Below are 23,771 nucleotides of genomic sequence, written 5' to 3'. Positions count from 1 at the left end.
GACCCTCCTTACGGCCACCCGCACGGCCGGCCCTACGACCACCCCTACGACCACCCCCACGACCACCGCCGCGCCCGCCGGGCGCCGCATACGCCGCGGCGGTGACACGGCGCGCCGCACCGCGCGATGATGACGACGCAGACCACGAGGGACGGACGGAAGAAATGAACAGCGACGGCGCACAGCAGGGCCTGAGCAGCGACGACGCTCCCCTGAGCACACCGGTCGGCACCGGCACACCGGCACTCGCCGGCACCGCGGAACCCGACGGGCCCGCGACCCTGGGACCGGCGGGCGACGGCCCGGCCGGTGGCGAGGCGGCCGGGGAGCGCACCGTACGGGTGGTGCTCGTCGACGACCACCGGATGTTCCGTACCGGGGTTCAGGCGGAGATCGGGGTGACGGAGCGGACCGGCGTCGAGGTGGTTGGCGAGGCGGCCGACGTCGACCAGGCGATCACGGTCATCACCGCCACCCGCCCCGAGGTCGTCCTCCTGGACGTCCATCTGCCCGGTGGCGGCGGCGTGGAGGTGCTGCGCCGCAGCGCGCCGCAGATGGCCGACCCGGAGCGGCCGGTCCGCTTCCTGGCACTGTCGGTCTCCGATGCGGCCGAGGACGTCATCGGCGTCATCCGGGGCGGCGCGCGCGGTTACGTCACCAAGACGATCACCGGGAAGGACCTGGTCGACGCGATCTTCCGAGTGGCCGACGGCGACGCGGTGTTCTCGCCCCGGCTGGCCGGGTTCGTCCTCGACGCGTTCGCCTCGACGGATGCCCCGCCGGTGGACGAGGACATGGACCGCCTCACCCAGCGGGAGCGCGAGGTACTGCGGCTGATCGCCCGCGGCTATGCGTACAAGGAGATCGCCAAACAGCTCTTCATCTCCGTCAAGACCGTGGAGTCGCATGTCTCAGCGGTGCTGCGCAAGCTCCAGCTCTCCAACCGCCACGAGCTGACCCGCTGGGCCGCCGCCCGCCGCCTGGTGTGACACGCGGCCGGGGCCGGCGTACCACCGGAGGGAGCCGGGGCCTCAGGTGCACCACTTGAGGGCTCCCGGCTCACCGCCGGAGAGGCCCCCGTCACGCCCGGTGACCCATCCAGCAAAAGCCCGGTGATCCATCCAGCAAAAGGAGGAAAGAAGCCCGCGAAGAGGGGCAACCAGGACGTCGTGTAACGCCATCTAAAGGCGAGGAGAGGCTCGCTGCCGTCGGCGCGGCCACCACCCCGTTGATCATGTACACGTCCTGGAAGCGAGATCCCGATGAGCCTGACGGGCACGCCCTTCTTCCTCACCTCGCTCCTGTTGCTGGTCGTCGCGATCGTCCTGCCACTGGCGCTCTGGAGCCGGATAGCCGGGCCGCGTCTGGTGCGCGGCGCGCTCCGTCTGGTCATGCTGCTGTTCGCCCAGGCCACCGCCATCACCATGGTCTTCGTGCTGGTCAACAACGCCAACAACCTCTACGACACCTGGGACGACCTCCTCGGCACCGGTAGCCACATCGAGGCGGCCCGTGACCTCGGTCCCGACGGGCTGGGCGGTCGGCAGATCTCCGACGAACCCCGCCGGGCCCAGCCGTTCCGCCCCGCCGACGACCCGGTGGTCGGCCCGGGCGTGCAGGTCACGGACCTCCAGGGCCGTATCTCCGGCGTCAGCGGTGAGGTGTACGTCTGGCTGCCGCCGCAGTACCACGACCCGGCGTATCGCACCAAGAAGTTCCCGGTGGTCGAGCTGCTGCCCGGCTACCCCGGCTCGGCCAAGTCCTGGTTCGGCACGCTGGCGGCCGGCCGCCAGCTCCAGCCGCTGATGGAGCGCGGGGAGATCGAGCCGTTCATCCTGGTCGCGCCGCGCACCAACATCTACCAAGGCGCCGACACGGGATGCGTCAACATCCCCGGCAAGGTCAACGCCGACAGCTGGCTGACCGTCGACGTACGCCAGATGATCACCGAAACCTTCCGGGCCGGGGACCGCCCCGACTCCTGGGCGCTGGCCGGGTACTCCGCCGGGGCGCACTGCGCGACCAGGCTCGCCTTGGCCCACCCCGACCGGTACCGCGCGGCGGTCGGCATGTCCGGGTACAACGACCCGGCGGGCGAGGCCACCTCGCTCGCCGGTAGGGACCCGAAGCTGCGGATCGAGAGCAACCCGCTGCACCAGCTGCGGGAGGCCAACCTGGCCGGCCGCCCGCCGCACACCGCGCTCTACCTCTCCGGCGCGTCCGGCGACGGCTACGAGGCCGGTCTCGGACTGCGGCGGCAGGCCCGGCGGCCGACCACGGTGACCGTCCAGCGGATCGGCGCGGACGCCGGTGGCCACACGAGCGCGGTGTGGCGCGCACAGGTCCCCGAGATCTTCCGGTGGCTGGGGCGGGAGATCAAGGGCTGACGGCCGGGGGGCCGACGCGCCCGCCACGGGGGCCGCCCCGAGGGCCGCCGGGCCCCGGCCCACGCGACATCGGCCTCGCCCGCGTCACCCTTCTCACCCCACTCACCCCTTCCGCACCACCGCCGTAACCGGAGAACGTAGGTGCCAGCCCAGGGCCGTGTACAGCTCCCGGCCGGGCGGGCTGGCGACGAGCACGCCCTCGGTGGCGCCCCGTCGGACGGCGTGGGCGGTGAGCGCCGCCATCACCAGGCGGCCCAGGCCCCGGCGGCGGTGTTCCGGCTCCGTTCCGATCATGTCGTGGACGGCGGACACCGGGGTGCCGTCCACGCCGCCGGTGAGCGCGGTCCGGCCGCTCGCGGCGGGCCGGTCGGCCGTCCCTGTGGCCCATACCCGTACGTCCATGATCCCGTCGCACTCCTCGGTGCCGAGGCGGTAGCCGGACGGTGGCGCGGCGGCCGGGGGATCCGGCGGCAGTGTGGCCGTCATGAGGTACTGCGGTTCGTCGTACTGCCAGGCGGCGGTGAGCAGCGGTGCGACCTCCGCGCGGGGCGCGCAGATTTTGAGCCAGATGTCCGGCGTCGTCACCGTACGGGCCAGTGCGCGCAGCACCGCGGGGTCGGCGGCGGGGAGGACGTACCGCGCGGCGTGCCGCGGATGGCCGACCTCGATGCGGAAGCCGCCCGGGACCACCCGCGGCGCCGGCGTCGCACGGGCCCGCGCCCACCCCCGCGCCCAGACACCGGCGACCCGCGCGAGACCGGCCGGGTCACACCCCCGGCAGGCCCCCTCAGCACGATCCATGCGCCGCACCCTAGAGCCGCCCCCACCCCGCGGACAGGCCGCAGACCGGCCATGAACGCCCACCACCGGGCCCCCGGAAGGAGGTAGGGGGGAGACCGTTACGATCCGCACTATGGACGTAGTAATCAATATCTTCGTCGGCTTGCACATCATCGGTATCGCCTCCCTGCTGGGGGGCTTTCTCACGCAGATGAAGGCGATGAGCGCGGGCACCGCCCGGTTCGTGCCCGCGATGCTGCACGGTGCGCTGACGATGCTGGTCACCGGCATCGCGCTGGTCGGCCTGAACCAGGCCCAGGGCAGCCCGGTCGACAACATCAAGATCGGCATCAAGCTGGCCGTCCTGGTCGTCATCCTGGGTCTGGTCTACGTCAAGCGGGACGAGGAGAGCATCGCCAAGCCGCTGTTCGGCACGGTCGGCCTGCTCACCATGGTCAACATCTTCATCGCGGTGCTCTGGACCTGAGCCCGACCGGGGCGCGCGGCAATGTCCCCCGCGCCCCCGGCACACCCCGCGTACGCCTCCGGCCCGGCCCCTCACCAAGGGGGCCGGGCCGGAGCCGTGTCCCGGGAGGCCACGCGGTGTGACGGTCTCCCGGAGGGGCGTCACGCCGGGCGGACACTCCCGTAGATCGGCATGTAGTAGATCGACTCGATGCGCACGCTGGCGCCCGGCTTCGGGGCGTGGATCATCTTGCCGTCGCCGATGTACATCCCGACGTGGCTGATGTCGTTGTAGAAGAACACCAGGTCACCGGGGGCGAGATCCGTGGTGGCGACGCGCTGGCCGACCTTCACCTGGTCCCACGTCGTGCGCGGCAGGCTCACCCCGGCCGCCTTCCACGCGGCCTGCGTCAGCCCGGAGCAGTCGTAGGAGTTGGGGCCGGTGGCGCCCCAGACGTACGGCTTGCCCATCTGGGCGCGGGCGAACGCGAGCGCCTTCTCGGCCTTCGTACGGTACGAACCGTCGGCCGGTCCGCCGCCCTGGCCGGGGTCGGCCGTACCGGGGGAGCCGGTGTCCGTCCCGCCACCGGGCTGCTCGTGCTGCTTCTGAGCCTCCTCCTCGGCCTTGCGCCGGGCCTCTTCCTCCTTCTTGCGCTCCAGCGCCGCCAGGCGCGCCTTCTCCGCGGCGGTCAGCTCGGAGAGCAGCTGCCGGGCCTCGGTCAGCTTGCCCTGGACCGTCCGCTTGGAGTCGGCCAGCGCGGTCTGCGACTCCTGGAGGCGCTCCAGGCTGCGGGAAGCCTCGGCCCGCTGGTGGGCGGCGGCGGCCTGCTGCTCCTGGTAGGCGTCGACGGCCTGTTGCTGCCGCCCGGTCAGCCGCTCCATCAGGTGGCTGCGGTCGGCGAACTGCTGCGGGTCCTTGGAGAACATCAGCTGCGCCGTCGGGTTCATACCGCCGCCGCGGTACTGCGCGGCGGCGAAGGTGCCCAGCTCCCGGCGGGCCTCGTTGAGCTTCCCGGTGCGGCGCGCCGCGGCGTCCTGGAGGTCGCTGACCTCCGCCCGCCGCTCGTCGACGTGCTCCTTGACGCCGTTGTACTTCTGGGTCGCGACCTCCGCCTGGCGGTAGAGGGTGTCGACCTTCTTCTTGACCTCTTCGACGGTCGGCTTCGGGGAGCGGGGGGACGCCTCGGCCGACTGTGACAGCAGGGTGACCGTGGCGAGGGCCGCGGTCGTCAGACCGGCGGCCGTCCGGCGGCTGCCGGGCGAGGTGAGGACGCGGGTACGCGGCTTGCGGTGCGACGGCAAGGCCGACGACTCCTTCCGTGGACCGCCTACCGGGTTAGCTGTCGGGTTCGGGCGGTGTCGCAGACGGAAGGCTGGCCCTACGGTCCGTACGTCCGCGCGCGGCGGCCGTACCGACCGATTCACCCCGGTGGTGCTGGTGGGTCCCCGGCTCCGGGTGCCGTGGGGCAGGGCCGGACTCGGCGGAGGCGGCCCGTGCGGACGCTGTCGTCCGCGGGATGCGGGCAGCCCGAGCGTGAACCTAGCCAACTCGTGTGGCTCCTGTGAAGGCAGATGTTCGAATTGCCCGAAACCTTCTGTGACCTGTGTGCATGAGGTGACGTTCGCGTGGGCAGGGCGGGGCTTCTGCGTCGAATGCCGGATTCACGGGCGGCGAGGGCGGAACGCCCTTCTTTCCGGCACTTCCGCGACTCCGGGGCCGACTGTCAGTGGGGCGGCCTAGACTCGGTGGGCGATGAGCAGCCTCTTTGACGACAACTTCCTGGCGGACCTCGCCTCCAAGGACGAGGAGCCCCCGCCGCCTCCCGAGGACGAGCACGGCCCGGCCCCGGAGGAGGTCCCGCACGACCTCTTCAGCGGCAGGTTCGACGCCCCCGTGCCCCGGGACGCGCACTACCGCGACGGCGCCGCCCGCCCCGCCGTCGACCCGGCCACACTCCTGGAGGGGCTGAACGACGCCCAGAAGGCCGCCGTGGCGCACTCCGGCGGCCCGCTGCTGATCGTCGCCGGAGCCGGTTCCGGCAAGACCCGTGTGCTCACCCACCGCATCGCGCATCTGCTCGCCGCCCGTGGCGTCCACCCCGGCCAGATTCTCGCGATCACCTTCACCAACAAGGCCGCCGGGGAGATGAAGGAGCGCGTCGAGGAGCTGGTCGGCCCCCGGGCCCACGCCATGTGGGTCTCCACCTTCCACAGCGCCTGCGTCCGCATCCTGCGCCGCGAGTCCAAGCACCTCGGCTTCACCTCGTCGTTCTCGATCTACGACGCCGCCGACTCCAAGCGCCTGATGGCCCTGGTCTGCCGCGATCTGGATCTCGACCCCAAGCGGTTCCCGCCCAAGTCCTTCAGCGCCAAGGTCTCCCACCTCAAGAACGAGCTCATCGACGAGGAGACCTTCGCCGGACAGGCCGCCGACGGTTTCGAGAAGACCCTTGCCCAGGCGTACGCGCTCTACCAGGCGCGGCTGCGCGAGGCCAACGCCCTGGACTTCGACGACATCATCATGACGACCGTCAACCTCCTCCAGGCGTTCCCGGACGTCGCGGCCCACTACCGCCGCCGCTTCCGCCACGTCATGGTCGACGAGTACCAGGACACCAACCACGCGCAGTACACCCTCGTCCGCGAGCTGGTCGGCCCGGCCGAGTTCGCCGCCGAGCTGTGCGTCGTCGGCGACGCCGACCAGTCGATCTACGCCTTCCGCGGCGCCACGATCCGCAACATCCTCCAGTTCGAGGAGGACTACCCGGACGCCACGACGATCCTCCTGGAGCAGAACTACCGCTCCACCCAGACGATCCTCTCCGCCGCCAACGCCGTCATCGAGCGCAACGAGAACCGCCGCCCCAAGAACCTCTGGACCGAAGCCGGCGAGGGCCCCCGCATCACCGGGTACGTCGCCGACACCGAGCACGACGAGGCCCAGTTCGTCGCCGAGGAGATCGACCGCCTCACCGACTCCGGGGACGCCCGCGCCTCGGACGTCGCGATCTTCTACCGCACCAACGCCCAGTCCCGCGTCTTCGAGGAAATCCTCATCCGCGTCGGGCTGCCCTACAAGGTCGTCGGCGGTGTCCGCTTCTACGAGCGCAAGGAGGTCCGCGACATCCTCGCGTACCTGCGGGTGCTCGCGAACCCGGAGGACACCGTCCCCCTCCGCCGGATCCTCAACGTCCCCAAGCGCGGCATCGGCGACCGCGCCGAGGCGATGATCGACGCCCTGTCGCTCCGCGAGAAGATCAGCTTCCCGCAGGCGCTGCGCCGCGTCGACGAGGCGTACGGCATGGCCGCCCGCTCCGCCAACGCCGTCCGGCGCTTCAACACCCTGATGGAAGAGCTGCGCACCATCGTCGAATCCGGCGCCGGACCGGCCACCGTCCTCGAAGCGGTCCTGGAACGCACCGGATACCTCGCCGAGCTGCAGTCCTCCTCCGACCCGCAGGACGAGACCCGTATCGAGAACCTCCAGGAACTCGCCGCCGTGGCCCTGGAGTTCGAGCAGGACCGCGTGGCCGGACCCGCCGCGGAGGACGCGGACGCGGAGGAGCCCGTCTCCGGCGGCACGCTCGCCGACTTCCTGGAGCAGGTCGCGCTGGTCGCCGACTCCGACCAGATCCCCGACGAGGACGAGGACGGCAGCGGCGTCGTCACCCTCATGACCCTGCACACCGCCAAGGGCCTGGAGTTCCCGGTCGTCTTCCTCACCGGCATGGAGGACGGCGTCTTCCCGCACATGCGTGCGCTCGGCCAGGCCAAGGAGCTGGAGGAGGAGCGCCGCCTCGCCTACGTCGGCATCACCCGCGCCCGCGAGCGCCTTTACCTCACCCGCGCCACGATGCGCAGCGCCTGGGGCCAGCCGTCGTACAACCCGCCGTCGCGGTTCCTGGAGGAGATCCCCGCGACGTATGTCGACTGGCGGCGCACCGGACCGGCGACGCCGTCCGCGACCATGGGCGGGATGCGCTCCGGCGGCAGCGGCAGCGGCAGCGGCGGCGTCGGCGCCGGGTTCGGTACGTCGCGGGCCAAGGGCCCGAGCGGGTTCGCCACCCGGCGGAGCAGCGACCGCCCGGTGGTGGCGCTCGCCGTCGGCGACCGCGTCACCCACGACAGCTTCGGCCTCGGCACGGTCACCGGCGTCAAGGGCAGCGGGGACAACGCCGAGGCGACGATCGACTTCGGTGGTGAGAAGCCCAAGCGGCTGCTGCTGCGGTACGCCCCGGTCGAGAAGCTGTGAAAAAGGCCCGGCCTTCAGGGGGCCGGGCCACCACGCGGGCGCCTGCCGGAGCGACCGGCGGGCGCCGGGCGTCAGTTGGGGTTGAGCCCGTGGCTCTGCAGCCACGGCAGCGGGTTGATCGGCGAGCCGCCGCCCGGCCGCACCTCGAAGTGCAGATGCGGGCCGGTGGAGTTGCCGGAGTCGCCCGAGTACGCGATCTGGTCGCCGGCCTTGACGGAGCCGGAGCGGATCTTGGTGCTGCTGAGGTGGCAGTACCACGTCTCCGTGCCGTCGGGCGCCGTCACGATCGCCATGTTGCCGTAGGCGGAGTTCCACTGGGTGCGGATGGTGCCGTCGGTCGCGGCCATGACAGGGGTGCCGCCGAACACGGGGAAGTCGATGCCGGTGTGCACGGACATCCAGTTGACGCCCGCCTGACCGAAGAGCGCGCTCAGCCCGTGCTGTGTGACCGGCAGCACGAACTTCGGGCGCGCGGCCTCCTTGCGCCTCGCCTCTTCTTCCTTGCGCTTCTTCTCGGCGACCTGCCGGGCCTTGAGGTCGATGCGCTCCTGGGTGCGGCTCGCCCGGCCGGCGAAGTCGTCGGCTCCGGCGCTGAGCCCCGCGAGCTGGGTGTCGAGCTTGCTGTTGGCCGTCGACGGCTTGACGCCCCCGGCCTCCGGCGCGGCCGCCGCGGCGTCGTCCTTCTTGTCCCCGCCGAAGCTGCCGAGGGTGGCCGCGGCGGCGGCGCAGACGCCGAGGGCCGCGACGGAGGGCACCGCGATGGTCAGCAGCGCCGACCGCTTCGCCGTCCGGCGGCGGCCCCGGCCCCGCACCGCGGGGGAGGCGGCCCGGCCGTGGTCGGGGGTGTCGTCGGCGAGGTCGGACGGGATGATCGGGGTCGCCTGGGTCATCGCGTCGGCGAGCGCGGCGGCCCGGGCGCCCGAACCGGACCTCGGTGATCCGGCCTCGGGCCGCGGCGGTTCGGCGGGCTGGTGCGGCAGGGAGTCGACGGCCGGGGGACCGCCCTGGGCCGGGATGATCGCGGTCGCCGCCTGGTCGATCGTCGGCCACACGGCGGTGGCGTCGTGCCCGGACGCGTCGTGCCCGGCGTCGTCGGTGATGGCCGGCTGCACGACCGTGGCGGTGGCCTCGTAGCCGCCGGTGCCGTACGCCGTCCGGTCGTCGTCACCGGTGGGCGCGTCGTAGCGACCGGCGTGGGAGGGACCGGTGTCAAAGGAACCGGCGGGGAAAGAGCCGGTGCCGAGGGGGTCGCCGTCGTAGGCGTACGTGCCGGTGCCGGGCGCGTCCGTGCCGAGCCCGCTCGTACCGTAGGTGCCGGTCGCGTAGGCGGCGTGATGCGTGCCGGCCGGGTAGGTGCCGGTGTCCGTGCCGTACCCGTTGTCGTAGCCGTACGTGCGGGTGCCGGTGCCGGGCGTCTCGTGGCCGGTGTGGGCGTACGGGTCGTAGGCGCCGCCCTGTGCGTCCGCGCCGTAGCCGGTCCCGTAGGTCACGGCGTGCTGCGTGCCGGTGTCGTAAGCGGCCGCATCGTACGCGCCGGTGGCGTAGGAACCCGTGTCGTGGGAGCCGGTGCCGTATGAGGGCGCGGCGTAGGCGCCGGTCTCGTAGGCGGCGGCGTACGGCTCGGCGCCGTAACCGGCCGTCGGGTACTGCCCGGTGTCGTATCCGCCGGGCAGGGAACCGAAGAGCGGATCACCGCCGTCGTCACCGGAGTATCCGGCCGCGGGATGCTGCTGCCCGTAGGAGTTGTACGCGGGGGAGTGCCCGTACGAGGCGTTGGGAGCGGGGCCTGTCGGGAGTGGACTCTCCGACGGGTGACGGTCGTTCACCACCAGCTTCTCTTTCGCCTCGGCAGCAGGAGAATTAGCGGCGACTGTACCCGGCGGTACGCGACGCCGACAATCTTCCCCAGGTTTCGGGCGGGACCGGGCCGGGCATTTGGCTGCCTTTCGGTGGCATCCATGCCTCCTTTTGGCGTCCCGTTCGAGAGCGCCGGGGCGTGGAACCCGGCGTACGCGCCGTGACCGGGTCCGGGAGGCCGGAATTCCCTTGACGAATCCGGTGTGTGCCGGGCATGCCGTCCGATGGCGATATCGAATGAGGGGATCGCGCCACGGAATGGCGAGGGATGGCTTGATGTCGACCTTTTGGTGGCGGTGGCGGTGGTGGCGAAGGGCGTCGCGCATGCCGGGTGCATTCCGGTGGGGGTGCGGCGCCGGTGTCGCGGGCCGGGGGCCGGGCGGGGTGCGGACGGACGGCGGGGTGTGGCAGGGGTGTTCGCGTGTGATTTCCCCCTCCCCGCATGTCACGGGGCCACCGGGTGCGCGATGCTGGGGATAACGTTCGTTCACTTGCGGCCATCGGACCGGACGGCCGCGCGATCGGTTGTCGGCTCGGCGGCACACACGACGTGCCGTGCATGACTTGGAGGCGGTTATGGGTGTGGCACGGCATGACGAGGCGCAGACGGACGGCCGGGGCACGGCCGCTACGCCGGGGCCGATCCGCGTCGTGGTGGCCAAGCCGGGGCTGGACGGACACGACCGGGGCGCCAAGGTCATCGCGCGGGCGCTGCGCGACGCCGGTATGGAGGTCATCTACACCGGGCTGCACCAGACCCCGGAGCAGATCGTCGACACAGCCATCCAGGAGGACGCCGACGCCATCGGCCTGTCGATCCTCTCCGGCGCCCACAACACGCTCTTCGCCAAGGTGATCGCGCTGCTCAAGGAGCGCGACGCGGACGACATCAAGGTCTTCGGCGGCGGCATCATCCCGGAGGCGGACATCGCGCCCCTGAAGGAACAGGGCGTCGCGGAGATCTTCACCCCGGGCGCCACCACCACCTCGATCGTGGAGTGGGTGACCGCGAACGTGCGGTCCTTGTCGGCCTGAGGGAGCGACGGGCCGGGGCCGGTCGCGGCCGGGAGCCGGCCAGAGGCGGGGCGGTGGTGTGCGCTCCGCCGGTGGCCCGTTTCCGGGCAAGGCGGCGTGTTCCGGTGGCTGTTGACGGTATGCCTTCCGCCGGGCCCGGCGTCGTAAGGCGTCGGCCATGGGATCACTCCGTTACGGGTGTGGGTGTGGGTGCGGGGCTGGGAGCAGGGGCGGCGGCATCGGTGCCGGAGGTGTCGGTGAGTTCGGCGAGCATGGTGGCGCGTAGGCGGAGGGTGCCGACGAGGCGTTGGAACGCCTCGGACCAGTAGCCGCCGGATCCCGGGGATGCGCCCTCCGGTTCGTCGGTGACCGCCGTCAGCATGTCCAGACGGTCCGCGGCGGCCGGATCCAGGCACCGTTCGGCCAGGCCCATCACGCCGCTGAAGCTCCAGGGGTAGCTGCCCGCGTCCCGTGCGATGTCCAGAGCGTCGACCACCGCACGGCCCAGCGGCTCGGCCCACGGCACCGCGCAGACCCCCAGCATCCGGAATGCGTCGGCCAGGCCGTGCGCCGCGATGAACCCCGCCACCCACGCGGCGCGTTCATCGGACGGCAGGACGGTCAGCAGCTTCGCCGTGTCGCGGGACGAGCCGCCGGAAGCGCCCTCGGCGCCCCGGGGTGCCGACCCGGGGGCACTCAGCAGGGCCCGCGCCCAGGCGGTGTCGCGTTGCCGGATCGCCGCGCGGCACCAGGCGTCGTGCAGTTCGGTGCGCCAGCCGTCGGCCACCGGGAGGGCGACGATGTCCCCCGGTCCGCGTCCGCCGCACCGCTCGGACCAGCGGTGGAGCGGCGCCGCCTCCACCAACTGGCCCAGCCACCAGGCACGTTCGCCCCGGCCCGAGGGGGCCTTGGCAGCCACGCCGTCGCGCCGCATGCCCTCGTCACAGGCGCGCGGTGGCGTCACGGTGAGCACCGGGCCGGAGGGATCGGCCGACCCGGGGTGGGCCGGACGCGGTGCAGATCCCGGGGGCAGGGTGACGCAGGCGTGGGCGCGGGCGGCCATCCGTGTGGCGAAGGCGGATTCCGGGAGCGTGGAGAGGAGTTCGGCGGCGGTGGCCCGGACGGTGCGGCTGCGGTCGGACAACGCCCCTTCCAGGAACGCTTCGTCGTCCGGCGAGAGACCTTCGCGCAGCGTGTCGAGGAACAGCAGGCGGTCCTCGGCGTGCTCCGACGGCCAGGTGCCGGCCAGCAGGTCCCGCCCGGCGTCCGGCGCGCTCCGGCGCACCGCGGTCAGTAGGGCCACCCGCTCCGCGAACAGCCCTTCGTCCCACCGGCGCTGCACCGCCTCGGGGTCGTCGGCGCCCGGCGTCGCGAGGGCGCCGGTGCCGCGCAGGGCGAACTTCCAGTCGCCGTTGAACCGCGCCAGCCAGAGGGCCCGCGGCCCGGCCAGCGCCAGCGCCGCCGGACGCAGGTCCGTCCGGGCGCGGGCGGCGTCGAGCAGCGCGGGCAGCAACGCCTCGGGGGCGCGGTAGCCGTGCGCCTGGGCGGCGGCCAGCCACTGGGGCAGCAGCTCGGTGAGGTCGGGCGCGGCGCCGCGGCGGCTGCTCCCGCCCGTCCCGCCGCGGTCCGCGAGCAGCAGTGCCAGGCGGCGGCGGGCGGCCGGAGGTATGGCCGGCCGCGGGTCGTCCGGGGCGGGCGCCGGGCGGTCGGCCGCGAGCGCGGGCCGCAGCGCAGCGCGGCGCCGCACCGTGCTGACGGCGGCCGCGTCCAGCAGCGCGGCGGCGGCGCTCCGCCCGGGCCGCACCACCACGGGCGGCGTCCGCCGCTCCGTCCCCAGCAGCGCGGCGCTCACCAGGGCGGACCAGGGGGCGGGCGGGGGCGGGGGAACGACGGGCAGGGGGGCGGTGGGGGCACTGGCCGGGCCGGTCGTCTCCCTGGCGGCGGGGATGGCGGCGGCGGTCAGGGCGGGCGAAGAAACGGAACCTGTGGGTGTCATGCCGTACTCCAGAAGTCGTCGGGTGGGGCGTTGGGCTGGAGCTGTCGGGCGGACGGGGAGAGGAGGCGTGCGGGTGGGTGTACGGGGTGCGTCGGTCGTCCGGTGACGCTTCGGGTGAGTTCCCGTACGTGTACGAGGCCCCAACCGTGGGGCTCCGGCTCACAGGGCAACCGGCTCCGGATCCCAGGTGGTCAGGGGGAGGAAGCCGCGGTGGCCGCAGGTGCCGAAGACCGTGACGGGGCGGCCGCCGGATATCGCGGCCAGTCGCCACAGGCCCGGTCGGGGCAGGCCGCGCGGGTCCAGGGGAAGGGCGGATTCGCCGTCCGCGTCGGCCAGTTGCCAGCCCGGGCCGTCGTCCCCGGGGACGGGTGTGACGTCCGCGAGCACCACCGGCCAGGAGTCCAGCCAGGGATCGTCGCGCAGCGCCTCGCCGTAGGCGCGCAGCGCCGCGTCGATGCCGCATCCCGAGGGCACCGGCCCCTGGACCGGCGGCGCGTGGCGCTCGCCCAGGGCGGCCCGCAGTGGCCGGGCCCCCGGGTAGAAGGCGAGGTCGGCGTCGAGCAGCAGGCCGGGCGGCAGCGTCGGCTCCAAGGGACGGCCGCCGCCGGAGTAGGAGAGGTGCAGCGCCATCCGGCCAGTCCGCTCGCCCCGTAGATGGATGCGCCGGACGGTCAACCGGCCCTCGTCGGTGTCCTGTTGGGACAGCACCAGCCAGCGGTCGCGCACCGGTGCCGCCTCGGGGCCGGTCAGCAGCTCGGCGGTGTCCGTCGTCAGGCCCACCCGGGCGCGGACCGTCGCGGCGAGTGGGGGCGGCAGCCGCTCGATGCCGAGAAAGCCCTGGTCGAGGAGGTGCAGCAGGGCGCATTCCTCCAGGAGCCGCGACGGCCAGTCGCCGCCCGAGGAGGGGAGCGCGCCCAACTCCCGTACTCGTGAGGCGAGTCCGGGCGCCTGGGCGTCCACCATGCGGGCGGCCGTCTCGTCCCAGGAGGCGTAACCGGCGCCCTCCGCGGCGGCGAGCCCCGTGTGCAGCAGATCCTCCAGGCGCTGCTCCAGCTCCGTCGCGCCCGCGCCGATCCGGGCCGCCCGCCGCGCCGCGCGTCGTGCCGCGGGCTCCGCGTCGGCGGGGGTGTGCGGGGATGCGTCGCCGCCCGGCGGTGCGGCCGCGCGGCGACCGGCCCGCTCCCGGCGGCCCGTCAGCCAGTCGTCCGCCCACGGCGGCGGCGCACCGGCGGCGACCGTGTCTCCCCCGCCCGACCAGAGCAGCAACAGCCCCAGCGCGTGCTTGCACGGAAACTTGTGGCTCGGGCAACTGCACTGGTACGCCGGGCCGGTGAGGTCGACGACGACGCGGTACGGCGTCCGGCCGCTGCCCTCGCACAGCCCCCACACCGCATCGCCGTCCGCGCCCGCCCCCGACCACGGCCCGGGCCCGGCGAGCCTGCCGCCCGCCTTGCGTGATGCCTCGTCAGGCGCCAGCGCGAGCACCTGATCCGTCGTCCAGCGTTCCCCCTGCGGATTCATGTCACCGACGCTACGGCCCGCCACTGACAATCGGCCGGACAGCAGAGCGAAAGTGCAGGTCAGCGGCGATTTCAGGGCCGTTGTCAGTGGTCGGGTGCAGAGTGGAATCCGCAAGCGGCCGACGGCCTGCCGGGCGTCGGTGGCAGTTCGTTCGATGAGGGGGAGCCATGTCCGCGGACGGGTGGAAGACGACGGAAGCAGCGACGGGAGAGGCGACGGGCGGGACGGGGGAGGCGCCGCGCGAGCGGGCGTCGGAGAGTGCGGGCGGCGGGGCCGGGGGAGTGGTGCTGCGGCCGCACGCGGAGGAGACCTTCGCGGACGAACTCGCCGCGCTGGCCGCCGCCGACGACCGGCCGCGGCCGGAGCGCTGGCGCCTGTCACCGTGGGCGGTGGCGACGTACCTCCTCGGCGGCACGCTCCCGGACGGCACGGTCATCACGCCGAAGTACGTCGGGCCGCGCCGCATCGTCGAGGTGGCGGTGACGACGCTGGCCACGGACCGTGCGCTGCTCCTGCTGGGGGTGCCGGGGACCGCGAAGACGTGGGTGTCGGAGCATCTGGCCGCCGCGGTCAGTGGCGATTCCACCCTGCTCGTGCAGGGCACCGCCGGTACGCCCGAGGAGCTGACCCGCATCCCGGCCGATGTCCAGGACACCCTCGTCACCATCCTGTCCGAGAAGACCCTGCCCATCCCGGAGCTGGGCGAGGAGGTGCAGGCGGTCCGCGGCTTCAACCTCATCGCCACGGCCAACGACCGCGACCGCGGGGTCAACGACCTCTCCAGCGCCCTGCGCCGCCGCTTCAACACCGTCGTCCTGCCGCTGCCCGGGACCCCCGACGCCGAGGTGGAGATCGTCTCCCGCCGGGTCGGGCAGCTCGGCCGCTCCCTGGACCTCCCGGCCGCCCCCGAGGGGCTGGACGAGATACGGCGGGTCGTCACCGTCTTCCGCGAGTTGCGCGACGGCGTGACCGAGGACGGACGCACCAAGGTCAAGTCGCCCTCCGGGACGCTGTCCACGGCCGAGGCGATCTCCGTGGTGACCCACGGCCTGGCGCTGGCCGCCCACTTCGGGGACGGCGTGCTGCGCCCCGGCGATGTGGCCGCCGGTCTCCTGGGCGCCGTCGTCCGCGACCCGGCCGCGGACCGCGTCGTCTGGCAGGAGTACCTGGAGACGGTCGTCCGTGAACGGGACGGCTGGAAGGACTTCTACCGTGCCTGCCGGGAGGTGACGGCATGAGCGGGCCCGGCGGAGCGAGCGCATCCGGTGGCGGGAGCGGGCCCCGTGGCGGGAGCGGCTCCGGCGGCATGCGCGGATCCGGCGGCGGAGGCGGGTCCGGGGGCACGAGCAGGTCCGGTGAGGGGGCCGTCCCCGCGGAGCCGGTCCTGCTCGGGGTGCGGCATCACGGCCCCGGGTCCGCGCGGGCGGTGCGCGCCGCCCTGGAGCAGACCGCCCCGCGCGCGGTGCTCATCGAGGGGCCACCGGAGGCGGACGCCCTGGTGCCGCTCGCCGGGCGCCCCGAAATGCGCCCGCCGGTCGCCCTGCTCGCCCATGTCCGGGACGCCCCGGGACGGTCGGCGTTCTGGCCGCTGGCGGAGTTCTCCCCGGAGTGGGTGGCCCTGCGCTGGGCCCTGGAGCGGGAGGTCCCGGTCCGCTTCATCGACCTTCCGGCCGCCCACTCCCTGGCGATGCCGGAGCCCGGCCCGGAGCCGGATGCCGGGACCTCGCCCGAGCCGCCGGAGGAGGCCCCCGATGGCGTGCCCGCCACCGCCCCGGGTTCGCCGGGCGCCGCGCTCCGGACCGATCCGCTGGGCGCGCTGGCCCGGGCCGCCGGGTACGACGACGCCGAGGCGTGGTGGGAGGACGTCGTCGAGCACCGTACGGCGGGCGGGCCCGGGGCGGCGGATGCCCTGGCGCCGTTCGCGGCGGTCGCCGAGGCGATGGCCGCTCTGCGGGAGACGTACGGCGACGGCGGGCATCCCGACGACCCGGTGCGCGAGGCCCATATGCGGCTGCGGGTGCGGGCCGCCCGGCGGGAGTTCGGGGACCGCGTGGCCGTGGTGTGCGGCGCCTGGCACGTCCCGGCGCTGGCCCGCCGTACGACGGTGACCGCCGACCGTCGGCTGCTGACGGGTCTGCCCAAGGCCAAGGCCGAGCTGACCTGGGTGCCCTGGACGCACCGCCGCCTGTCCCGGCACAGCGGTTACGGCGCCGGTATCGCCTCGCCCGGCTGGTACGGCCATCTCTTCCGGGTGCCCGACCGGCCCGTCACACGCTGGCTGACCAAGGCCGCCGGGTTGCTCCGGGCGGAGGACTACGCCGTCTCCCCGGCCCACGTCATCGAGGCGGTACGCCTTGCCGAAGGGCTCGCCGCGGTCCGTGGCCGACCGCTCCCGGGGCTCGCCGAGACCACCGACGCGATCCGCGCCGTGATGGGTGACGGTTCCGATGTCCCGGCCGCGCTGATCCACGACCGCCTCGTGGTCGGGGACGCCCTCGGCGAGGTGCCCGACGACGCACCGGCCGTCCCCCTGCAACGCGACCTGACCCGCACCGCCCGCACCCTGCGCCTCAAGCCGGAGGCCGCCGAGCGCGAGGTGGAGCTGGATCTGCGGAGGGAGACGGACGCCGGGCGCAGCCGCCTGCTGCACCGGCTGCGTCTCCTCGGCGTCCCCTGGGGCGAGCCGGTCCGGTCGCGTGCCACCACCGGTACGTTCCGCGAGACCTGGCGGCTGCGCTGGGAGCCGGAGCTGTCGGTGAAGGTCGCCGAGGCCGGGATCTGGGGGACGACCGTGCGGTCCGCGGCCACCGCCAAGGCCGAGGCGGACGCGGGCGCCGCCACCGCGCTCGCCGAGGTCACCGCCGTCGCCGAGAGCTGCCTGCTCGCCGCGCTCCCGGACGCCCTGCCGCAGGTCATGCGCGTCCTGGCGGACCGCGCCGCACTGGACACGGACGTCGGACGGCTCGCCCGGGCGCTCCCCGCCCTCGTCCGCGCCGTCCGCTACGGCGATGTGCGCGGCACGGACGGCGCGGCGCTGCGCGAGGTGGCCGCGGGGCTGGCGGAGCGGATCTTCGTCGGGTTGCCGCCCGCCTGCGCCGGTCTCGACGCGGACGCCGCCGCCGGGATGCGCGACCACCTCGACGCCACCCACCGGGCGGTCACCTTGCTCAGCCGACCGGAGACCGTCGGGGGTGACGGGGCCGCGGAATCCGTCGAGGCGGCGGAAGCCGTCGAGGTCGCCGCGGGCGCATCCGCCACCACCACGGAGGGCCCGACCGCCATCGGCGTCGGCCCCGTCGGCCCCGCTGCCCCCGGCCCCGCTCCCGGCCCCGCCGGGCTCGCGGCCCCTGGCAGTGGCCCCACCCCCGCGGACCGCTGGGCCCACGCACTGCGCACCCTCACCGGGCGGGAGCGTGTCCCCGGGCTGCTCCGGGGCCGTGCCGTGCGCCTCTTGCGCGACGACGGGCGGCTCGGCGACGACGGTGTGGAGCGGCTGATGGGGCTCGCCCTGTCGCCCGCCGCTCCGCCTACGGACGCCGCCGGTTGGATCGAGGGGTTCGCCGGGGGCGGGGACGGCGACGGCATGCTGCTGGTCCACGATGAGCGGCTGCTGGCCCTCGTCGACAGCTGGCTGACGAGGGTGCCGGCCGAGGCGTTCACGGACGTACTCCCGCTGCTGCGCCGGACGTTCGCCGCGTACGGGCCCGGGGTGCGCCGTGCCCTCGGCGAGCTGATACGCCGCGGCCCCGCCACCCTCGCAGCGCAGGCGGCGGGGCCCGGCAGGGGCGCGGGTCCGGACGACGTCGTACCGGTAACGGGTTTCGGCCCCGGGCTCGACCGCGACCGCGCCGCCGCCGTCCTGCCCACCCTCCACCTGCTGCTCGACTCCGTCCCGTACGCCAACGACCCCTTGGGAGGGGCACGTTGAACGCCATCGACCGCATGGACCCGCACGTCGTCCCGGGCCCCGCAACCGCCCGGCCGCCCGCCGCCATTCCCCCCGTCCCACCCGATGAACGCCTGCGACGCTGGCGCATGGTGCTCGGCGGGGGCGACGCGGACGGCACCGGCCGTGAACTGCGCGGCCAGGACCGGGCGATGGACGAAGCGCTCGGCGCGCTCTACGGCCGGGACGGTGCCGAGCGGGATGGCGACCGCCGGGGTGCCGGGGGCCGCCGCGCCGTCGGGCTCGGTGCGTCCGCGCCCGGTGTGGTGCGCTGGCTCGGCGACATCCGTACGTACTTCCCCTCCCCGGTCGTCCAGATCATGCAGCGCGACGCCATCGACCGTCTCGGCCTGGCCGCGCTGCTGCTGGAGCCGGAGATGCTGGAGGCGGTCGAGGCGGACGTCCACCTGGTCGGCACCCTGCTCACCCTCAACAAGGCCATGCCCGAGACGACCCGGGAGACCGCGCGGGCCGTCGTCCGCAAGGTCGTCGCGCAGCTGGAGCGGCGTCTGGCGACGCGGACCCGCGCCACCCTCACCGGTGCGCTGGACCGCTCGGCCCGGACCGCCCGCCCCCGCCACCGCGACATCGACTGGGGCCGCACCGTCCGTGCCAACCTCAAGAACTACCTGCCTGAGCACCGCACGGTCGTCCCCGAGCGGCTGATCGGTTACGGCCGTGCCGCGCGGTCCGTGAAGAAGGAAGTGGTGCTCTGCGTCGACCAGTCCGGCTCCATGGCCGCGTCCGTCGTCCACGCCTCGGTCTTCGGCGCGGTGCTCGCCTCGATGCGGGCCCTCGACACCCGGCTGGTCGTCTTCGACACCTCCGTCGTCGACCTCACCGAGCAGCTCGACGATCCGGTCGACGTCCTCTTCGGCACCCAACTCGGCGGCGGCACGGACATCAACCGCGCGCTCGCCTACTGCCAGTCCCGTATCACCCGCCCCGCCGACACCGTCGTCGTCCTCATCAGCGACCTCTACGAGGGCGGGATCCGCGACGGGATGCTCAAGCGGGTCACCGCGATGAAGGCGTCGGGGGTGCAGTTCGTCTGCCTGCTCGCGCTGTCCGACGAGGGGGCGCCCGCATACGACCGGGAGCATGCGGCGGCTCTGGCGGCCCTGGGCGTACCGGCCTTCGCCTGCACACCTGATCGCTTCCCGGATGTCATGGCCGCCGCAATCGAAAAGCGCCCCCTATTCATACCGGACATGCCGGAGCAACGGTGACGGGTCGTACCGAGGGTCCTTGCGGCGTGGCCGCCGGGGCGGGCAAGGTCGCCGTATCGCCCACGACGTGAGCGGCACCACGGATTCCGGGCCGTGGCCGCCCCCGTCCTCATGGGAAGCACTCCCCGTTTCCGTCGTCTCCGTCACCCCTGCCCGTGTACGCACGGTGCGTGGGTGACCGGCGCGCGGCGGGTACGGCGCACCCGCACCACGCACGTCCGACTTCTTCGGTGGCCGTCGCCAACGGGCTGCCGGGGAAGGCCAGTTGTGTGCCTGGACCGCCCCGCCACCGGGATCCGCCGCACGGGCGGGGCAGGACAGCCCGTCAGCTCCAGAAGCGAAGGATTGTCACCATGCGTCATCCCGTTCGCCGTTCCCTGGCCGTGGCCGCCGCCACTGTCGGCCTGGTCGCCTTCGGCGCGACCGCCGCCCAGGCCGACAGTGACTGGGTCCCCTCCGAAAGGACCGACCTGGGCGTCTTCCACGCCGTCACCGCCGCCGCCGACGGCGACACCGGCCGCGTCATCTGCGACCAGAACGGCGACTGCTGGACGGACCGTATCGACCCCACGGTCCCCAGCATCCCCGGCCGGCGCGGTTGAGCCCGTACGGAGACGCTTCGGCGTCAACGGTGCCGGTAGCGGCACCGTGGCGGTACGCCGGTGACGCCGTGCCGCCCTCTCACCGGCGCGCCTGAGCGCACCGGTGCCCTGAACCGCCGGGTGGTCCTCTGTGGGGGAGGATCACCCGGCCTCGGCGTTTCCGGACTCTCCGTGGCAAGCGGGCCGGCCCGTGTCGCAGGTAACGAAGTGTCATGTTTCCGCTGAATGTGCCGTACTCGACGGCGAATCACCGGTAAATCGAAAGCTGTTCGTACGCCATACCGGACATGGCGGAGGAACGTGACAGGAGCGCCGAGGGGACTTGCGGGTGCCCTGGCCCCTCGTGCAAGGATCGGGTCATCGCTTGATCACCCGTGACGAGAGCGACGCCGTGGCCTTGCCCGGCGTCCCCGTCCTTCTGGGAAGGCCCCTCCGTTGTCTGCTGTGTTCGCCGTGCCTGCCGCCGTGCGCCTGCCGCGCACCGTGGCCGTGCGGCGTGCGCTGCTGGCGGGGCTCTTCCTGGTGGGTTTCGTGGCCCTCGGCTTCGCCTTCGGCCCCGGCGCCCACGCGGACGACCGCACGGCGGGACTGCCGGGGACACCCTCCCCGGCGTCCGCCGGGTCGATCGCGGGACAGTCGTCCGACCAGCCGTCGTCACAGGTCAGGGCCGTGCCCGGGGACCGGACGACGGCCTCGCCCGCCAAGGCCACGGCCGAGGCGGCGGCACCGGTCCGGGCCGCCACCCGGACCGCGTCGCCGGACCACCTGGAGCCCTCCGGAACCGCGGTCACGCGGCAGGGAGCCCAGGCAGGCGCGGCGACCGAACACCAAGCACGGGCCGCGGCCGGTGACCTCGCCCACGCAGTACGGCCCGCCGCCGAGCGCGCCGTCCAGGTCGCCGACCCGGTGACCGGCGTCGTACGGCAGGTGGGCGACGCGGCGGGTGCCGTGCTGCCGCTGCCGTCCGGAACACACCCGGGGCACCCCGGGGACGGCGGCCGGCCGCAGCACGGCGGCGCTCCGCACGGAACCCCGCAGGGTGCCACGCGCCGCGTCGGACCTGCGAAGAAGGCGAACCCGTCGTACGTCGGCGGGGTGCGGGCGAAGGGTGCCGAGGGGGCGCGCAGCGCCACTCGTGCGCCGGGTGCACCGATCGGGGGCGGCGCGTCGGCGCCGCTTCCCAGAGTGACGTTCACCCCCGCCTCGTCGAGCATGGGCGACGGTCACGGTCCCCGTGGCGACCAGCACGCCGCATACGTGGCGGAGAGCGCGTGCACCGGGCGGGTGCCCGGCGGTGCGCACCGGGCGGAGGGCGCGCCGACGCGTCACCGTCCCCACGACATCCTCGAATTCCCGGGCTAGGGCGGACCGTTCCGCGTCTCTCCTGACCTGCCGCGCGGGGGCGGCACAGGTCTGCCCGTCACCCCCCTGAATCCGAAGGACTCTTCCCATGCGTATCGCCATCCGCCGTTCCATCGCCGTCGCCGCCACCGCCACCGGTCTGCTGGCCCTCGGTACCGTCTCCGCCAACGCCGCCGAACTGCCCGCCACTTCGGACCTGCCCGCCGTCGGCTCGCTCGCCGGCGCGGGGAAGAAGGTGCAGGACACCGTTCCCGCCCTCCCTGCCGAGAAGGGCCTCCCGGCCGGTCTGTCGAAGGCGGCGAAGAAGGCGCAGCACGCCATCCCCGCGCAGCACGGCGTCCCGGCCGACCTGTCGAACGCCGCCGAGAAGGCCCCGCGTTCGATCCCCGCGGTGCACGGCGTCCCGGCCGTCTCCGACCTGCCCGCCACCCCGCGCGTTCCGGCGGTCCCCGCCACCCCGCGCGTTCCGGCGGTCCCCGCCACCCCGCGCGTTCCCGGGGTCCCGGCGCTGCCCGCCACCGATGGTCTGGGCCCGGTCGTCAACGCCCTGGGCGGTGTCCACACCACGATCGCCAAGGGTGACCAGTACGGGCGTCTCCAGGAGGACCTGAGCCGCGCCGTCCCCGGCACCAACCTGGCCGACCTGACCAACCTGGCCTACCTCACCGGCCTGACCAACCAGGCCGACCTCACCGGTCTCACCAACCAGGCCGACCTCACCGGTCTCACCAACCAGGCTGACCTGACCGGCCGGATTCCGTCCGTTCCGGCGGTGCCCGCGACCCCCGGTCTGCCCAAGGTCCCGACCGTTCCCATGGTCCCGGCGATCCCGGCCGTCCCGGCCACCCCGACCGTTCCGGCCGTCCCGGCGCTGCCCGGTAAGCCCGCGCTGCCCGGTGCCTCCGGCTCCGTCGTCGACGCTGTGTTCGCCCTCGTCCTCCCGGCCACCGAGCGGACCGTCGACGGCGTGAACCAGGCCGCCGTGCGCGACATCGTCGTGACGCTGCTGCCCGCCGGAACCGTTCCCGCCGACCTGACCGACCCGGCCAACATCCCCGCGATCCCGGGTGCCTCGTCGGTCCCGTCCGTTCCCTCCGTCCCGTCCGTCCCGGGCGTTCCCTCCATCCCGGGCGTCCCGTCCGTGCCGTCGGTCCCCTCGGTCCCGGGCATCCCGGCCGGTGTGCCGTCGGTCCCCGGTGTCCCCGCCGGTGACACCGTGCCCTCGGTCCCGGGTGTCCCCGCCGGTCACACGGTGCCCGCGATCCCGGGTGTCCCCGCGCTCCCGGCTCAGGGCGTCTGACGGCGGTAACTCCGCGACCGTCCCCCTGCGCGGGTGACGTCGCCTCATGAACAGCCGGGTGGTCCTCTGTGGGGGAGGACCACCCGGCTTTCTCATGTCCGGGCCCGGGCCGACGGCGGCGACCCGGGCCCGGCCTCATGAACGGGCCCGGCCCCACCGCCGGGGCCGGCCCACCTCCAGCTCTACGAAGCGGGAGGGAACGGCTCGTGGGCCGTGGGCTGCTCCCCGCCGCCCTCCGTCTCCACGGCGTCGGCCGGTCCGGCCAGCCGGGCGCGGATACGGGCGCGCAGCGCGTCCATGGGGAAGCCGTGCGGGTCGACCTTCCCCGGCTGCCACTCCAGATGGCCGATGACGGAGCGCTCGCCCCAGCCGTGGGCGCGGCAGAGCGCCGCCGACGCCCGGACGATCGCCTGGATCTGGGCCTCGGGCCACGGGTCGTCGCCGTCACCGAGGTTGATGCACTCGAAGCCGTAGAAGTGCGGATTGCCGTCGGTGTCGGCGTCGTTGTCGGGCGGCAGCGCGCTCTCGCGGACGACGGCGCGCAGGACGTCGCCGTCGCCGAGCCCGGCGTGGTTGGCGCGGCCGTTGCCGACGAGGTGGATCTCGCCCGCCTTGTCGATCACCCCGTGGCAGAGCGGCCCGGGCAGATCGGACCGGCCTTCGTAGCAGAGGGCGACGGAATCGTCGGTGCCCGTGGTGGCGGTGTGGTGGATCATCACGCCGTTCAGCGGGCCCCAGGCGCCCTTCGCGTTGCGGTTGTGGGTGCGCCAGTCGCGTACCTCGTGGACGGTCAGCCCCTCGTCGCGCAACGCCTTGAGCAGGCCGGATGCGGTGAGCGGTGTCGCCATGAAACTCCCCCATGCAGTGGTGGTGGCCGTCGCCGGTCCGCGGCACCGAGGTACGACGGCCGGTACCGGACATCCGCGCGTCGGCCGTACGGGCGGGGGGGCGGCGCGGGCGCCCCGCCCCGCGCCCGCCCCCTGGCCTGGAACCAGGTGGACCCGCGGGGCGGCACCCGCGCCGTCGGGGGCGGGCGCCACACCCCGCGCCCCCCCCCGGG

General features: G+C 74.0%; 16 protein-coding genes, 1 pseudogene and 1 riboswitch. Of the genes and pseudogenes, 11 read left to right on the top strand and 6 right to left on the bottom strand.

The window, feature by feature from the left end:
* Positions 1-212 precede the first annotated feature (212 nt).
* Together ACFWWQ_RS24090 and ACFWWQ_RS24085 are read left to right on the top strand one after the other, a co-directional pair.
* A complete protein-coding gene (locus ACFWWQ_RS24090; protein ID WP_384599749.1) occupies positions 213-989 on the top strand; it encodes a LuxR C-terminal-related transcriptional regulator in 777 nt (258 codons plus the stop codon).
* Positions 990-1,262: 273 nt separating this feature from the next.
* Entirely contained in the window at positions 1,263-2,387 is a 1,125-nt protein-coding gene (locus ACFWWQ_RS24085) for an alpha/beta hydrolase (protein WP_384599700.1), read from the top strand.
* A 102-nt stretch (positions 2,388-2,489) separates the two neighbouring features.
* Here the strand turns inward: ACFWWQ_RS24085 and ACFWWQ_RS24080 are convergent, their stop codons facing one another.
* Positions 2,490-3,188 (bottom strand): GNAT family N-acetyltransferase, encoded by a 699-nt coding sequence (locus tag ACFWWQ_RS24080; protein ID WP_384599697.1) that lies wholly within the window; start codon positions 3,186-3,188, stop codon positions 2,490-2,492.
* A 112-nt stretch (positions 3,189-3,300) separates the two neighbouring features.
* On the opposite strand from ACFWWQ_RS24080, the gene ACFWWQ_RS24075 reads away from it, so the two are divergent.
* The gene (locus tag ACFWWQ_RS24075; protein WP_384599694.1) at positions 3,301-3,654 is read left to right on the top strand and encodes a hypothetical protein; all 354 of its coding nucleotides are present in this window, start codon (positions 3,301-3,303) and stop codon (positions 3,652-3,654) included.
* Positions 3,655-3,794: 140 nt separating this feature from the next.
* Here the strand turns inward: ACFWWQ_RS24075 and ACFWWQ_RS24070 are convergent, their stop codons facing one another.
* Entirely contained in the window at positions 3,795-4,934 is a 1,140-nt protein-coding gene (locus ACFWWQ_RS24070) for an NlpC/P60 family protein (RefSeq protein ID WP_384599691.1), read from the bottom strand.
* 7 nt (positions 4,935-4,941) lie between these two features.
* A riboswitch (cyclic di-AMP (ydaO/yuaA leader) is annotated at positions 4,942-5,126 on the bottom strand.
* Positions 5,127-5,385: 259 nt separating this feature from the next.
* Between ACFWWQ_RS24070 and pcrA the strand changes: the two genes are divergently transcribed.
* Complete coding sequence (gene pcrA / locus ACFWWQ_RS24065; RefSeq protein WP_384599688.1) at positions 5,386-7,884, top strand: DNA helicase PcrA; 2,499 nt, start codon at positions 5,386-5,388, stop codon at positions 7,882-7,884.
* Between the two features lie 71 nt (positions 7,885-7,955).
* On the opposite strand, the gene ACFWWQ_RS24060 is transcribed toward pcrA, so the two are convergent.
* Positions 7,956-9,710, bottom strand: a complete 1,755-nt coding sequence (locus ACFWWQ_RS24060) for a peptidoglycan DD-metalloendopeptidase family protein (RefSeq protein WP_384599747.1) — start codon at positions 9,708-9,710, stop codon at positions 7,956-7,958.
* Positions 9,711-10,317: 607 nt separating this feature from the next.
* Between ACFWWQ_RS24060 and ACFWWQ_RS24055 the strand changes: the two genes are divergently transcribed.
* A complete protein-coding gene (locus ACFWWQ_RS24055) occupies positions 10,318-10,776 on the top strand; it encodes a cobalamin B12-binding domain-containing protein (RefSeq protein WP_384599685.1) in 459 nt (152 codons plus the stop codon).
* Between the two features lie 163 nt (positions 10,777-10,939).
* On the opposite strand, the gene ACFWWQ_RS24050 is transcribed toward ACFWWQ_RS24055, so the two are convergent.
* Both ACFWWQ_RS24050 and ACFWWQ_RS24045 read right to left on the bottom strand, forming a co-directional pair.
* Complete coding sequence (locus tag ACFWWQ_RS24050; protein WP_384599683.1) at positions 10,940-12,751, bottom strand: DUF5691 domain-containing protein; 1,812 nt, start codon at positions 12,749-12,751, stop codon at positions 10,940-10,942.
* Positions 12,752-12,910: 159 nt separating this feature from the next.
* Entirely contained in the window at positions 12,911-14,272 is a 1,362-nt protein-coding gene (locus tag ACFWWQ_RS24045) for an SWIM zinc finger family protein (RefSeq protein WP_384599680.1), read from the bottom strand.
* A 167-nt stretch (positions 14,273-14,439) separates the two neighbouring features.
* Here ACFWWQ_RS24045 and ACFWWQ_RS24040 point away from each other — a divergent pair, with 167 nt between their 5' ends.
* From ACFWWQ_RS24040 to ACFWWQ_RS24015, 6 genes are all read left to right on the top strand, one after another.
* Positions 14,440-15,510 (top strand): AAA family ATPase, encoded by a 1,071-nt coding sequence (locus ACFWWQ_RS24040; protein ID WP_384599678.1) that lies wholly within the window; start codon positions 14,440-14,442, stop codon positions 15,508-15,510.
* On the top strand, positions 15,507-18,200 hold the full coding sequence (locus ACFWWQ_RS24035; RefSeq protein WP_384599675.1) for a DUF5682 family protein: 2,694 nt from the start codon (positions 15,507-15,509) through the stop codon (positions 18,198-18,200). Before ACFWWQ_RS24040 ends, ACFWWQ_RS24035 begins: the two co-directional genes overlap by 4 nt.
* Positions 18,201-18,307: 107 nt before the next feature.
* The gene (locus ACFWWQ_RS24030) at positions 18,308-19,447 is read left to right on the top strand and encodes a vWA domain-containing protein (RefSeq protein WP_384599744.1); all 1,140 of its coding nucleotides are present in this window, start codon (positions 18,308-18,310) and stop codon (positions 19,445-19,447) included.
* Between the two features lie 353 nt (positions 19,448-19,800).
* Positions 19,801-20,049 (top strand): hypothetical protein, encoded by a 249-nt coding sequence (locus ACFWWQ_RS24025; RefSeq protein ID WP_384599672.1) that lies wholly within the window; start codon positions 19,801-19,803, stop codon positions 20,047-20,049.
* 453 nt (positions 20,050-20,502) lie between these two features.
* A complete protein-coding gene (locus ACFWWQ_RS24020) occupies positions 20,503-21,411 on the top strand; it encodes a hypothetical protein (protein WP_384599669.1) in 909 nt (302 codons plus the stop codon).
* 88 nt (positions 21,412-21,499) lie between these two features.
* Entirely contained in the window at positions 21,500-22,711 is a 1,212-nt protein-coding gene (locus ACFWWQ_RS24015; RefSeq protein ID WP_384599666.1) for a hypothetical protein, read from the top strand.
* Positions 22,712-22,899: 188 nt separating this feature from the next.
* On the opposite strand, the pseudogene ACFWWQ_RS24010 reads toward ACFWWQ_RS24015, so the two are convergent.
* A pseudogene (locus ACFWWQ_RS24010) lies at positions 22,900-23,559 on the bottom strand (N-acetylmuramoyl-L-alanine amidase); the annotation flags it as partial.
* Positions 23,560-23,771: the final 212 nt, after the last annotated feature.

Origin of the sequence: Streptomyces sp. NPDC059080 (assembly GCF_042739975.1) — a bacterium.
Classification (GTDB): Bacteria; Actinomycetota; Actinomycetes; order Streptomycetales; family Streptomycetaceae; genus Streptomyces; species Streptomyces benahoarensis.
Note: the sequence above shows the minus strand (reverse complement) of the source record. Positions and strands in the feature narration are given on the sequence as shown.